The 13,821-nt window shown below is 65.4% G+C and carries 9 protein-coding genes; 8 read left to right on the top strand and 1 reads right to left on the bottom strand.

Going from position 1 to position 13,821, the window contains the following annotated elements; translation table 11 throughout:
* The first annotated feature begins 12 nt into the window (after positions 1 to 12).
* From ASG84_RS20110 to ASG84_RS20075, 8 genes are all read left to right on the top strand, one after another.
* Positions 13 to 915, top strand: a complete 903-nt coding sequence (locus tag ASG84_RS20110; protein WP_057478814.1) for a PAC2 family protein — start codon at positions 13 to 15, stop codon at positions 913 to 915.
* Between the two features lie 101 nt (positions 916 to 1,016).
* Positions 1,017 to 1,364 carry a hypothetical protein gene (locus ASG84_RS20105; RefSeq protein ID WP_032377878.1) on the top strand — a complete coding sequence of 116 codons (348 nt, stop codon included), beginning with the start codon at positions 1,017 to 1,019 and terminating at the stop codon, positions 1,362 to 1,364.
* Complete coding sequence (gene nirB, locus ASG84_RS20100; RefSeq protein ID WP_057478735.1) at positions 1,364 to 3,853, top strand: nitrite reductase large subunit NirB; 2,490 nt, start codon at positions 1,364 to 1,366, stop codon at positions 3,851 to 3,853. Before ASG84_RS20105 ends, nirB begins: the two co-directional genes overlap by 1 nt.
* Positions 3,850 to 4,149, top strand: coding sequence for a Rieske (2Fe-2S) protein (locus ASG84_RS20095; protein ID WP_057478734.1), 300 nt, complete (start codon positions 3,850 to 3,852; stop codon positions 4,147 to 4,149). The genes nirB and ASG84_RS20095 overlap by 4 nt, the downstream gene beginning before the upstream one ends.
* Positions 4,150 to 4,274: 125 nt before the next feature.
* A complete protein-coding gene (locus tag ASG84_RS20090) occupies positions 4,275 to 5,750 on the top strand; it encodes a TIGR02677 family protein (RefSeq protein WP_442971002.1) in 1,476 nt (491 codons plus the stop codon).
* Positions 5,747 to 7,165, top strand: coding sequence for a TIGR02678 family protein (locus ASG84_RS20085; protein ID WP_057478733.1), 1,419 nt, complete (start codon positions 5,747 to 5,749; stop codon positions 7,163 to 7,165). Before ASG84_RS20090 ends, ASG84_RS20085 begins: the two co-directional genes overlap by 4 nt.
* A 4-nt stretch (positions 7,166 to 7,169) precedes the next feature.
* The gene (locus ASG84_RS20080; RefSeq protein WP_057478732.1) at positions 7,170 to 11,354 is read left to right on the top strand and encodes a TIGR02680 family protein; all 4,185 of its coding nucleotides are present in this window, start codon (positions 7,170 to 7,172) and stop codon (positions 11,352 to 11,354) included.
* On the top strand, positions 11,344 to 12,582 hold the full coding sequence (locus ASG84_RS20075; RefSeq protein WP_235581751.1) for a DUF2399 domain-containing protein: 1,239 nt from the start codon (positions 11,344 to 11,346) through the stop codon (positions 12,580 to 12,582). The genes ASG84_RS20080 and ASG84_RS20075 overlap by 11 nt, the downstream gene beginning before the upstream one ends.
* Here ASG84_RS20075 and mshC read toward each other — a convergent pair.
* Positions 12,579 to 13,820: a cysteine--1-D-myo-inosityl 2-amino-2-deoxy-alpha-D-glucopyranoside ligase gene (mshC, locus tag ASG84_RS20070; protein WP_057478730.1), complete on the bottom strand. Its 1,242-nt coding sequence runs from the start codon at positions 13,818 to 13,820 to the stop codon at positions 12,579 to 12,581. The genes ASG84_RS20075 and mshC overlap by 4 nt on opposite strands.
* Between the last annotated feature and the right edge of the window lies 1 nt (position 13,821).

Genomic DNA, 13,821 nt, shown 5'->3' with positions numbered 1-13,821 from the left:
GTACACGACGCTGTGGCCAACGCCACAGATGTCGACGACCTCGACGATCTCGACGAGGACATTCCCGAATTGCGCTCGCCCATCCTGGTTGCGGCTTTCGAGGGCTGGAACGACGCGGGCGACGCGGCGAGCGGTGCCGTCGAGCACCTGGAGCTGATCTGGGATGCCAGTCCTCTTGCCGAGCTGGACTCGGAGGACTACTACGACTACCAGGTCAACAGGCCGACGGTTCGGCAGGTCGATGGCGTCACCCGTGAGATCGAGTGGCCGTCTACCCGGCTGTCGGTGTGTTCGCCTCCCGGGAGCGAACGAGATGTGGTGCTGCTGCGCGGTATCGAGCCGAACATGCGGTGGCGCAGCTTCTGCGACGATCTCCTCGAATTCGTCGAACAGCTGGGGGTCGAGACCGTCGTGATCCTCGGGGCACTGCTGGCCGACACCCCGCACACCAGGCCCGTTCCGGTCACGGGCACTGCCTACAGCACCGAGTCGGCCGAACAGTTCAATCTCGAACAGACCCGGTACGAGGGCCCGACCGGAATCACCGGCGTGTTGCAGGACGAGTGCGTCAAGGCCGGCGTCCCCGCGGTGTCGTTCTGGGCGGCCTTGCCCCACTACGTCTCACAACCGCCGAATCCCAAGGCCACCGTTGCGTTGCTTCAACGGGTCGAGGACGTGCTCGACATCGAAGTACCGCTCGGCGAACTGCCCACCCAGGCCGAGGAGTGGGAAGAAGCGGTCAACGAGATGACCAAAGAGGACGAGGAGATCAGCGAATACGTGCGCAGCCTCGAAGAGCGTGGCGATGCCGAGGTGGACATGTCCGACGCGATCGCGAAGATCGACGGCGACGCCATCGCAGCCGAGTTCGAGAAATACCTCAGGCGTCGGGGCCCGGGGAACTTCGGGCTCTGAGCAGAGCGCACACGATCGACCGGGGCCCGGTGAGGTCTTTCTGATGCCGACGTAACGTCACCGCAGCGGTGGCGTCACCGCGACACCGGAACCTCGTGGGTATGGCCAGCACCCCACGATTTCTGCAAGGCGTCTTCTCCTTCTCCGGCAACGGCCTGGACAAGCCCGAGTTGATCGATCCCAGCCTGAGTTTCGTCGTGCCCGAGGGTGTGACTGCCCAACCGCTGTACTTCCGCGGTGGAAACTCCAGCGACGAACTCGTGGTCGTGACTCTGCTGCGTGACGGCAGCCCGATGCGCATCTTCCCGATGGGAGCCAAGAGCGGGGTCAACATCCCCCTCCGCGTGGTCGAGGACGTCGATCCGGACACGGTTCTCGAGTTGGTCGTCGCTGCCCCGGCCGGAACCACCGGAGAGGTCGTCGTCGATTTCGGTCTGGTGCTCGTCTGATGACTGCGGGCAAGCAGCGGCTGCTGGTGGTCGGCAACGGAATGGCCGGTGCCAGAACGGTCGAGCAGATTCTCCAGCGTGGCGGCAGCTCGTTGTTCGAGATCACGATGATCGGCGACGAGCCGTACGGCAACTACAACCGAATCATGCTCTCGCACGTGCTGTCCGGTGAGGCAACCGTCGACGACGAGGATCTGATTCTCAATCCCATGAGTTGGTACAGCGACAACGGCGTGACGCTTTACGTAGGCGATCGTGCCGTGTCGTTGGATCGATTCTCCAAGACCGTTGTGTGCGAGAGCGGTCGGTCCGTCGACTACGACGTGCTGATCATCGCCACGGGAAGCAACACGTTCTTCCCGAACATGGACGGTCTCCGAGAATCCGACGGCAGATTGGCCCGTGGCGTGTTCGGTTTCCGGACCATCGCGGACACGAACGGCATGCTGCAGATGGCCCAGTCACGCGATGACGTCTGCGCGGTCGTCATCGGCGGCGGACTGCTCGGACTCGAAGCCGCATACGGGCTGCGCACCCAGGGGCTCGTCGTGAACGTGGTGCACTCCCCCGGACACTTGATGAACCAACAGCTCGACGAACGCGGTGGACGAGTGCTGCGCAACAAGATCGAGTCGCTCGGTGTCGGAGTGCACACCTCGAAGAGAACCACCTCGGTGTTGCGTTCCGAGGACGGTGTCGTCACCGGAGTGGGGTTCAACGACGGCACCTCGCTGGCTGCGGACATGGTGGTCGTTACCGCCGGAATCCGGCCCAGTGTCGATTTCGCCCGTGCGGGCGGCTTGGTGATCGAACGAGGAATCGTCGTCGACGACCAATTGCGTTGCGAGGACGAGGGATCCATCTATGCCGTCGGTGAATGCTGCCAGCATCGCGGTGAGGTCTACGGTCTCGTCGCGCCGCTGTGGGAGCAGGCCGTCGTGTTGGCCGATGTGCTCACCGGCGCGAATCCGGCTGCGGCCTACCACGGATCGCGGCTGACGACCAAGCTCAAAGTGGCCGGCGTCGACGTCGCGTCGATGGGAATCACCGCCCCCGAGCGCGACGACGACGAATTCGTCCAGTTCTACGAGCCGCGCAGTGGCACGTACAAATCGGTCATCGTGCGAAACAACAAGCTCGTGGGTGCCACTCTGCTCGGAGACATCTCCAAGGCCAACTTCCTGACTCAGGCATTCGACGAGAAGGTGCCCTTGCCGGACGAGCGCATCAGCATGCTCTTCGACATGGGAACGCCCTCTGCGGCAACAGGAGCCGCCGAATTGGCCGACGACGTCCAGGTGTGCAACTGCAACGGCGTCACGAAGGGTGCCATCGTGGCCTGCGTGCACGCGGGTGCGAAGAACCTCGGCGACGTGACTGCGAAGACCCGCGCGGGCAAAGGGTGCGGCTCGTGCAAGGGGTTGGTCAACGACATCATCGCGTGCGCAGCGGGTGGCACCGTCGAAGCAGACCCCACCGCAGACTGGTACGTGCCGTGTATCCCGATGACGAAGCCGGAACTGATCGATGCCGTCCGAGCGCAGGATCTGCGGGCAGTGTCGCAGGTGTTCACAGCGCTAGCGACCGACGGCCTCGAGGATGCCGCCGCCAAGATGCCGTTGGCGTCATTGCTGCGCACCGTGTGGGGTCCGGATTGGGTGGACGAGCGCGGCGCACTGTTCATCAATGATCGTGTCCACGCCAACATCCAACGGGACGGCACGTTCTCGGTAGTCCCGCAGATGAAGGGTGGCGTCACCACCCCGGATCAGCTGCGCAAGATCGCCGACGTTGCAGACAAGTACCACGTTCCGCTGGTGAAGGTGACCGGTGGACAACGCATCGACCTGCTCGGGATCAAGAAGGAAGACCTGCCGAAGGTGTGGGGCGATCTGGACATGCCCTCGGGTTTCGCGTACGGCAAGAGCATGCGCACGGTGAAAACCTGTGTGGGTAGCGACTTCTGCCGGTTCGGTCTGGGCGACTCGACTGCTCTCGGCATCGCCCTCGAAGAGCGGTTCCAAGGCTTGGAGACTCCGGCGAAGTTGAAGCTTGCGGTCGCCGGCTGCCCTCGCAACTGCTCGGAGGCACTGTGCAAGGACTTCGGCGTCGTCTCGGTGGGCGAGGACAAGTGGGAGATCTACGTCGGAGGCGCGGCAGGTGCACACATCCGCAAGGGCGATCTACTGGCCACCGTGACGGGGGCCGAGGAGGTTCTGACCGTGGCAGGCAGGTTCATTCAGCACTACCGCGAGAACGCCCAATGGCTCGAGCGAACGTACGCGTGGGTTCCGCGCCTCGGCCTCGAAGAACTACAGAGCGTGCTGATCGATGACCGTGACGGCATCCTGGCCGGACTCGACGAACGAATGCAGGCATCGGTGAACGGCTACGTCGACCCGTGGCAGGACCGCGCGACACCCAAATCACCCGCGCAGTTCACCCCGTCGCTGCCCCTGCTTCCGCTGCCACAGGTACCGGTCCGATGAGCGTGCCGGTGGGGGCGGTCGAGGACCTGACGCCCGGTGAGGGTCGGGCCTACGTGGTGGACGGCAAGCAGGTTGCAGTGTTCCTGCTGAGCGACGGCTCGGTGCGGGCGATGGACGCCATGTGCCCACACAGGGGCGGGCCACTCGCAGACGGTCAGATCGACGGGTCTGTAGTCGTCTGCCCACTCCACCAGTACACGTTCTCGCTCGACGACGGCTCCTGCGCCAGCGGTATCGACGCCGTGCGCACCTACCCCGCCGCAGTGGTGGACGGGAAAGTGACCGTCGAGCTCTAACCGTCACGGTTGAACGACCGAGGCCCTGACCCCTGGGTCGTTCCGCAGGCTCCACTCCCACCCCCTACCCTGTTCCAGTGAGCGATTCAGGTGAGGACGCACGGCTGGGTGCCGTGAACGCGTTCGTGGAGGAGGACCGTCTCGGTCTCTTCTCCTTCGCCGTTGCCGAGAAGCGATCCGAGTACCTGGCGGTTCTCCGCGCATTCGACACCGCACGCGCCAATTACGTCGTCCTGCTGCACTCCGGAGACGTCGCCGACCTCATCGCCCGCAGCCCCGGTCGGCACGCCGCACTGACCACACTCGACATCGCGCCCCTCCTCGATCAGCTCCACGCCTGGGGCCTGCTCGAACGCAGCTACGACGGCACCCGCGCGGCGACCCTCGCCGAATACCGCAACCGTCACTTCGTTTACCAGTTCGGTCAGGCCGGCTACAAGGCGTATCGCGCGGTCGAGGACGTTCTCGGTGCCCGCCTGGACGACGCCTCGCTGTCGCGGTTGGTGTTGCCGGAGCTGCTGGCCGATATGCACGAATTGGCCGAGGCGAACCGTCAGGCCGACGGCGATCGCATCTATCGCAAACTCAGTCGACTCGATTCGACGCTGTCCGAGATGGCGACCCGCGCCGCACATTTCTACCTGGTCCTGGGTGATCTGGTGCGCACCACCGAGATCACTCCCGAGTCGTTTCTGGTCCACAAGGACGCGCTGCTGACGCACATGCGCGAGTTCAGCTCCGATCTGACCCGCTACGCCCCGAAGCTCGCCGAGGCGATCGCGCTCGTCGAGAACACCGGCATCGAGGAGCTCGTCGAGCGGGCCGCGATCAGCGACGAACGAGTATTTCTCACCGTCGACGAACGGCGAGCCGACTGGACCGATCGCTGGGCCGGCCTCTCGCACTGGTTCGTCGCGGCGGAGTCCGAACTGAGTGAGTCCGAGCGACTCCGCGAAGGCACGATGAGCGCGATCGCCGCCGTGCTGTCGCTGCTCCGCCGCGTCACCGAGACCCGTAGGGGCGGTGTGAGCCGCGAGAGCCAGCTGCGGCACCTGGCCGGGTGGTTCGCTGCCACGCCTACCGAAGACAGCGCGCACGCCCTGTTCCACGCCGTGTTCGGTCTCGGCAGGCCTCGGCACCTGTCGATGGTGCATCCCGATGCCGACATCATCTCCACGTCCCGATCGTGGTGGGAGGCTCCACCGGTCGAGATCTCGCGCACGCTGGCCGAGACCGGACGCACCCCGACCCCCGGCGTTCCGGGACGGGTGCAGCGCAACGACGGCGGCATCAGACGGCTTCGGGAGCAGCAACTCGAGTCGCAGCGATCACGCAGTGCCGCAGCGCAATCGCTTGCTTCGGCCGGAATCCACGACCGGGTTCTGAACGAGCAGGAAACCGAGGTGCTGCTGAGCCTGCTGAACGCAGCTCTCACGGCGCGGGTACGCGTGAGCGGACGCACTTCCGACTCGTCGGGATCGGACAGCGGCGTGCGCTTGACGCTCAGCGACAGTGACCGTTCGACGATCGTGCGGACCAGCCGTGGCCGACTGCATCTGGACCGGTTGTCCCTCGATGTCAGTGAGGTCGCACGCCGATGAGAGCTCGCGAAATCTCCACCCTTGCACTGGATTCCTACCAGCGGGCCGCCCGGGTCGCGCTGTCGAATCACCTGGTGACCAGCACGTATCCCGATAGGATCGCACTGCCTCTACTGCGCCGGTGGGCCACCGAGTTGCGCGAGGACCTGCTCGAACTGTTCGGATATCGTCTCGAGGTCACCGAGTCCACGGCGCGCCTGTACCCGGTGATCGATCGACTCGACGACAGCCAACCCGCCCGAACAGCCACCGACCGAATTTTCGACCGGCGTCGATACGCGTATCTGGCGCTGGCACTGGCGGCACTCGGCCGGGCGGGCAACCAGATCACGCTTTCGGAGCTTGCCGATCATGTTGCGGCAGAAGCAAGTCAAGTCGACGGAGTAGAGCTCACGACCGACCGAGCAAGCGACCGAGACGCCTTCGTCGACGCGATCGGCTGGCTTGCGACCCGCGGTGCGATCGCATTGGCCGACGGTGACGCCACCGGTTGGGCCAACAATCCGTCCGCAGGCGAGGCCCTCTACGACATCGACCGGCCTGTCGTCGTCGCTCTCTTCCGGCCGCCTCGCGCCGTCCAGCATCTGCGATCGATCCGTGGATTGCTGGCCGGTGCCGATGCCCCCTCGGATCCCGAGGACTCCGAACTCGGGATCCACACCGAGTCCGGGCGCGAAGCAGACCCGAAAGAGACGGTGCGTGCCGTACGACGAGCACTCGTCGAACAACCGGTCGTCTACCTGGACGACCTCGATCGTGACGGGCGCGCCGCGCTGGCCACGTCCCGTACGGTCGCAGACGTCGAGTTGCTCACCGGCCTGATTGCCGAGCGCCGTTCCGAGGGAGTGGCCCTCATCGACACTTCCGGACGACTCTCGGACTATCGATTCCCCAGCACCGGAACCATTGCCCAGGTCGCGTTGCTGATCGCGGGCGAGATCTCGGACCGGGTGATCGATCCGGATGCACCCGCGCTGGCGACCTACCCCCTTCCCGACGCTGACGCCTTGATCGAACAGTTGGACAGCGCCATTCCCGACGGCGGGATCTTCGGTGATCTCGCCGAGTTCGGATTCGGTTCCGATGCAACGACATTCGTCGAAGCGGAAAAGAAGAAGCTGTATCCGCTGATCGAGGACAGTTGGCTGACCACGGTCGTCGACGATCTCGTCGAACGATTCGGGCGGACGTTTGCCGCGCAATGGCAGAGCGACCGGGACGGCCTACGACTTCGTGCACTGGCACTACTGCATCGACTTCGCTTGGTGCACTGCGTGTCCGGCGGGGTGCTGGTGCTGCCGGTGATCGCGCGCTACCGAGACGTGATGGTCAGCGTGCGTGATCGGACCCCGCAGGACTCACTGTTCGGCAACGAGCAAGCCCCCAGCACCGATCCATCCGAAGTAGAGGCTTGAGCAGATGACCGCACACTCGACACGTTTTCGGCCGACACGAGCAGGGATCGTCAACCTGTGGGACTACCGCGATCAGGAGTTCTCCTTCGCCGACGGTCGCCTGGTGCTGCGTGGGCCCAACGGATCCGGCAAGACCAAAGCCCTGGAAGTACTGTTTCCCTTCGTCCTCGACGGGCGCATCGAACCGCGCCGACTCAATCCGTTCGCCGGTGAAGAGCGAACCATGAAGTCCAACCTGCTCTACCGAGGGCAGGAGAGCGCACACTCGTACGTCTGGATGGAATTCGGCCGCGGCTCCCGCGAGGACCCCGAATCGGTGACGGTCGGCATCGGCATGCGGGCGAGCCGTCACAACGACAAGGTGACCCGCTGGTACTTCGTGGCCGACGGCCGGGTGGGCGTCGACTTCTCGTTGTTGGGCTCCGACGACCGGCCGCTGACGAAGAAGCAACTGGCCGAACAACTCGGCAGCGATGCACTGACCGATCGTCCGGTCGACTATCGCGCTGCGATCGATGCCCGAATGTTCGGGCTCGGTGCCCAACGGTACGACCAGTTGATCAATCTGATTCTGACACTTCGCCGTCCGCAGTTGGCCAAGAACCTCGACCCCAAGGGTCTCTCGCAGGCGCTGACCGACGGTCTGCGTCCGCTCGACGAGCAGCTCGTGCTCGAGGCAGCGCGCTCCTTCAGCGACATGGAAGAAGTGGGACGCGCACTCGAAGGACTGGCGCAGGCCGATCACGCCGCCAAGAACTTCGTCTCGGTCTACTCCAAATACCTTCGGGTGCAAACCCGCTCGGATGTGGAGCAGGTCTCACGTCGGCTCGAGGCAGTGACCCATGCAACCACCGCACACTTCGCCGCGGCCGCGCTGAAGGATCGGCGGCTGCTGGAACGAGCGGCGGCAGAAACCCGGTTCGACGAGGCCGAACGCGCATTGGATCAGGCCGTCGCAGACCGCGAGACTCTCCAGCGCTCGAGCGCGTACGAGGGCAAGCAGCAACTGGACGACCTCGCCGAATCTGCTGCCAAGCTCGAAGTGTCGACGGCACAGCAGGCCGACCGGGCACGGAAAGCGCAAGCAGAACTGGAACAGCGCACCGTCGAGGCCGCTCGGGCGGACTCCGCACTCCGTGACTCCGTTGCCGGCGTGACGCGCGCGGAGGAAGAGCTGCAGACTGCAGCCGAGGATGCGGGCATCGTGTGGACACCGCTGCCAGGCACGGCTCGCAGTGATCAGATCAGTACCGCTCTTCGCGGGCACGCCGAGGAGCGGGACGGTGACGTACGCGCGGTTCGTGAGGCACTGGCAACCGTCGAGAAGGCGTCGACAGAACGTGCTCGCGCGGAGAAGGCTGCGACGAAGGCGCGTGATCAGCTCGAGGCAGCGGCGGCGGCGGTCACCGAGGCCGAGGCGACCGTGGATCTGGAGAAGGCGCAGTTCGCCTCGGGCATGCGAACCTGGTGGTCGAACACTTCGTCGGTGTACGCCTCCGCGGGTATCACTTCCGCTGCGTTCGATGCCCTCGACGCAGCCTTGGCAGGCATCGGCGACGACGACGCCCCGAGCCTGGAATCGGTGCTCGCCGAGCAGACCGCAGACGGTATCGACGCGATTCGTGCCCGGCAGGCACAGGCACGCGTCGACGTGGCCACGCGCTCGGCCGAACTGAACGCGCTGCGCGACGAACTGTCCCTGGTACGAGCCGAACACGACGACGCCCCGCCGCCGTTCGCTGCGCGGACCGACAGCCGTGCAGATCTCTCGGGCGCACCGCTGTGGCAACTGGTTCGATTTGCCGACGTGGTGTCCCCCGCCGACGCGGCGGGGATCGAATCCGCATTGCAGGCCGCCAATCTGCTCGACGGTTGGATTCACCCGACCGCGGACTTCCCCGTCGACGCCGACTCGGAGCAGTTTCTTTCGGCACTACCGGCGGCCGCGAGGCCGTCCGGGGCAACGTTGGCGTCGGTTCTGGAACCCGAGCCCGGAACCGCCGTCCTGGAATCGCGAATCCTCGATGTCCTGAATTCGATTGCGTTGCAGCAGAATCGGTCCGATCACTCGGGTAGTTCCATCTCGATAGGCGTCGACGGTCGGTACTGGCAGGGAGTGCAGCAGGGTCGCCACACGAAACCGGATGCCGAGTACATCGGTGCAACGGCGCGGGCTCGCCGGCGGGAACAACGCATCACCGAACTCGGCGGCGCGATCGATACTGCAACGGCCGCGCTCGAGACCGCGACGGCCGACGAGCTGGCAGCCCGCGAGCTGGTGCAGGCTCTGGGCGCCGCCGCCAAACAGCTTCCCCGTGTCTCGTCCATCGTGAAGGCTCAACGCGCCGTCACGGCCGCCGCAGGAGCGCTGCGCACCTCCAAGGATGGTTCGGTAGCCGCCGACCGCGAATTCGATCAGGCAATCGCGGACCTGTCCGCGAAGGAGAAGCAACTACGCACCGTCGCCGTCGCTCATCGCACCCCTCACATCGGCCGTGACGTCGATGCCCTTGCCGCCGCGATTCGCCACTTCGAGCACCAGGGCGCGGCGGTCATCCGCAAGCGCAGCGACCATACGCGCGAGAGCGAGAGAGCCCGCGAAGCAACCAACCGGCTCGAAGAAGCAACCGGTCTGGCCGAGGAGCTCGCCGAGGAAGCTGCGATAGCCGACGAGAACTATCGCCAACAGTTGCAACGCCTGGAGTTGTTGAGCGAGAAGCTCGGTGCCACGGCCGAACAGATCGACATCGATCTCGAGAACGCACGCGATCGCATCGAGAAGTGCCGCGCCGAGCAGCGAGCAGCCCGAAAAGCGGACAAGGAAGCCGGCGAAGCGATCGGCAAAGCCGAGGGAGCCTGCAACACGGCGCTCGAAAGCCTGCGCGCCGCCGTCACCGAAACCTTGAGCGATGCAGTCCGGCTGGCGCCGTACGCCCGTAAGGACCTGCTGGCCATCCTCGGCGTCCACCAGACGCACGCCTGGCCTGCCAGTGACTCGGCGTGGCTGACTGTCGAACAGATTCTGTATCGAGTTCAGCAGGCCGACGGCCCGGACGACGAGGTTCCGGTTCTACCACCGGTCGTGCACGCGCTGCATTCGGCACTCGACGAGGCGACGGCATCGGTGAAAGTGAGTGACTCGAGCCGAAAGTCGACCCGCACGGCGCTGACGAGTGCGCTGCAGGAGTTCGACTCGCAACTGGCGGCATCGGGTCAGGACTACCGTTTGCAGTGGGATGCGCCGGACGGTTTGACGGTGGTACGCGTGCAGGACGAGCAGGGCTATTCGTCGGTCGGAGACTTCGCCGACCGAATCGGTGCGGCCAGGGCCGACCAGGAACTGCTGCTGACCGAGCAGGAGCGGCGCATTCTCGAGGATGCCCTGCTGACCGGTCTGGCGCAGCAGATCCACGAGCGCACCGTCGACGCACGCGAGCTGATCGCACAGATGTCCGCCGAGATGAAGCAACGACGGATGTCCTCGGGCAACACTATCGGCGTGCACTGGGTGCTCGCGGACAACTTCGACGACGGGGCGCGGGCGGTGTCCAAACTGCTGGACCGCGACGCTTCGGCGTTGAACCAGGACGACCTGGCCGCGATGCGCGCCCACTTCGCGTCGGAGATCAGGATTGCGCGTGCGGCACATCCGGAACGGTCGTACCCCGAAATCCTCTCTGCGACATTGGACTATCGCCGCTGGCGGGTGTTCGCGTTCACGCTCATCAGCGGGGACGGCAGCGAGGATCGCCTGACCGTCGCCCGGCACAGTGCGCTCTCAGGCGGTGAGCAATCGGTGTCGCTGCATTTACCACTGTTCGCGGCAGCGCATGTGATGCTGTCGTCCGCCGATCCGCACTCCCCTCGTCTGCTTGCGCTCGACGAGGCGTTCGCCGGTGTCGACGACAACGGCCGCAGCGAATTGCTCGGCTTGAGCGTGCAATTCGACCTCGACCTGTTCATGACCGGCTACGACCTCTGGATCACATATGCGGACGTTCCCGGTTGCGCGCACTACGACCTGGCGCATTCGACGGCCGAGAACACCGTGAGCGCAGCGCTTCTGGTGTGGGAGAACGGCGAACTGTTCGCCGAGCACGACGGCACCGACCTAGCGGCCGCACTCGGATCACCGTTGACGCGCCGCGTGCCGACCCGAACCGAAGGTGGGCTGGAGTTTGACCGGTAGCGGCGAATGGCGGGGCAGCGCGGAATTGTCTGCGCTGCTCGATGCTGCACGAAAGAAGTTGGAGTCCAACTGGCTTCGGGTCGGCGGCAACATCACCGTCGATCTCAGCGATGCCCCGGAGCTGTGGCGTCTGTGCAGTGCTATCTCTCGGTCCAACTCCAGTCTGCATTCTCGGGCGCGGAGCACCAAGCTCGACCTCGAGCGGTTCGACGTGTGGCTGAGCCATCCGCTCAACGGTGGCGCCGGATTGATCGAGACTCTCACCGAGCAGGCCCAGTTGCAGGACAAGAAGCGCATCGCTGCGGACAAGGCTCAGGTGCGCTCCGACGCGCTGGATCGAGCCAGGGAGGTACTCGGCGGTGGTACCGATCGCGAGTGGATCGAGTACTGGATCGCCTCGCTGCTCAATCAGGACGGCACGCTCGGCGGCCGCGTCTCCGTCGATGCACTGGCGGTGGCAACGCAGGTCCTGGCCCTGCTTCCGGTGGACGGGATGTCTCTCACCGAGCTGGCGGAACTGGCCACCGGTGATACCAAGGCCCTAGCGGGCGGTGGCGCAGCGAAGCTCGTCCTCGACGCACTGTCGTTGCGGGAGAACGTGCCTCGACCCGTCGACCCGGTGGGCATCAGGGCGCTGTGGGAAACGGCCGGGGTGTCGGTCGATGCACTGTCGAGTCGGGTACTGGTCCTCGGTTACCGCGTCGTCGAGAACCACACCGTGGCTCGTTGGCTCAACGACGCAGCGGATGAAGGCGTACCCTTTCCCGTCACCGTGGACATGCTCGCGCGCGGCCCGCTCACCAACACCTCGTCGACGGTGTTCGTCTGCGAGAACATCGCTGTGCTCGCCGCCGCCGCCCGTACTCTCGGCTCGGGCAGCGGGAGCGTGATCTGCACCGACGGCCAGCCATCGGCGGCGGTGCATCGGCTGCTGGCGTCGCGCGCCCCCGGCACCACGATCGAATGGCGTGCCGACTTCGACTGGGCCGGACTGCACATGGTGAAACGAGCGATGGACCGATACGACGCGTCACCGTGGCGGATGGACGTCGATTCCTACCGCCGCGCACTGGACGCGCGCAATTCCGAACCACTGAAGGGACACCCCACGGACAGTCCGTGGGACCCGGAACTGAGTGCCGCACTTCGTGATTCGGGTCGAGCAGTCATGGAAGAACGACTGATTCCGGATCTACTGGCGGACCTACGCGTAGGACTCGACGACTAGCGAAGCGGCACTCCGAGCAGAGCGTCGACCGCATCGGCGAAGGCTCCGGGTGCGCTCGCATCCGATCCACCCCGCTCGACTGCAAAACTCGCCCATGCGTCGAGCGCGTCGAGCGCCTTGGGTGTGTCGAGGTCGTCGGCGAGGTGCTGACGTAGGCGGTTCACGACGTCCTCTGCCGACGCTGCGGACCCGAGCGCGGCTGCCCGACGCCACAGCGCGAGCCGCGTGTGGGCGCGTTCGAGTACCTCGTCGGACCATGGCCGGTCCTGCCGGTAGTGACCGGACAACAGACCGAGACGCACAGCGGCCGGATCGACGTCCTCCGCGCGGAGCTTCGAGACGAATACGAGGTTGCCGCGGCTCTTGGACATCTTCTCGCCGTCCAAGCCGATCATTCCGGTGTGCACGTAGTGACGGGCGAAGCGAGGATCACCGGTCGCGGCCTCGGCGTGGGCCGCCGAGAATTCGTGGTGCGGAAAGATGAGATCGCTTCCGCCACCCTGGATATCGAAGCCGGTCGAGATGCGATTGAGTGCAATCGCGGCGCACTCGATGTGCCAGCCGGGGCGCCCGGGGCCCCACGGCGACGGCCACGACGGCTCGCCAGGACGCACCGCGCGCCACAGCAGCGCATCGAGTGGATCTCGCTTTCCTACGCGATCGGGATCGCCACCGCGCTCGGCGAAGAACCTGTCCATCGTGGGGCGGTCGTAACCGGACTCGTAGCCGAACTGCTCGGTGGCATCGGCACGGAAGTACACGTCGGGGTACTCGGCGTCGTCGACGACGTACGCGGCACCGGACGCGACCAACTTCTCCACCAGTTCGACGACCTCGTCGACGGACTCGACGGCACCGATGTAGTCGCGCGGAGGGATCACTCGCAGTGCTTCCATGTCGGCGCGGAAGAGCTCGATCTCGCGCGCCCCCAGGTCGCGCCAGTCCTCACCGTCTCGATCGGCGCGCTCGAACAGTGGGTCGTCGACATCGGTGACGTTCTGTACGTAGTGCACATCGACGCCGGCATCGAGCCACAGTCGGTTGATCAGGTCGAACGTCAGATACGTCGCTGCGTGTCCCAGATGGGTGGCGTCGTACGGGGTGATGCCGCAGACGTACATGCGGGCGGTCGAACCCGGGGTGACGGGACGGACCTGGCGGTCGGCTGTGTCGAACAATCGAAGCGCTGGACCCTGTCCTGGGATTGTCGGGATCTCCGGGCTGGACCAAGAATGCATG

This window comes from Rhodococcus sp. Leaf278 (assembly GCF_001426085.1).
Lineage (GTDB): Bacteria > Actinomycetota > Actinomycetes > Mycobacteriales > Mycobacteriaceae > Rhodococcoides.
Note: the sequence above shows the minus strand (reverse complement) of the source record. Positions and strands in the feature narration are given on the sequence as shown.

Excerpts from the sequence above, each read along its gene's own strand:
- ASG84_RS20085 (WP_057478733.1), top strand. The coding sequence starts at position 5,747 with ATGAGAGCTCGCGAAATCTCCACCCTTGCACTGGATTCCTACCAGCGG.
- nirB (WP_057478735.1), top strand. The coding sequence starts at position 1,364 with ATGACTGCGGGCAAGCAGCGGCTGCTGGTGGTCGGCAACGGAATGGCC.
- ASG84_RS20095 (WP_057478734.1), top strand. The coding sequence starts at position 3,850 with ATGAGCGTGCCGGTGGGGGCGGTCGAGGACCTGACGCCCGGTGAGGGT.
- ASG84_RS20105 (WP_032377878.1), top strand. The coding sequence starts at position 1,017 with ATGGCCAGCACCCCACGATTTCTGCAAGGCGTCTTCTCCTTCTCCGGC.
- mshC (WP_057478730.1), bottom strand. The coding sequence starts at position 13,820 with ATGCATTCTTGGTCCAGCCCGGAGATCCCGACAATCCCAGGACAGGGT.
- ASG84_RS20080 (WP_057478732.1), top strand. The coding sequence starts at position 7,170 with ATGACCGCACACTCGACACGTTTTCGGCCGACACGAGCAGGGATCGTC.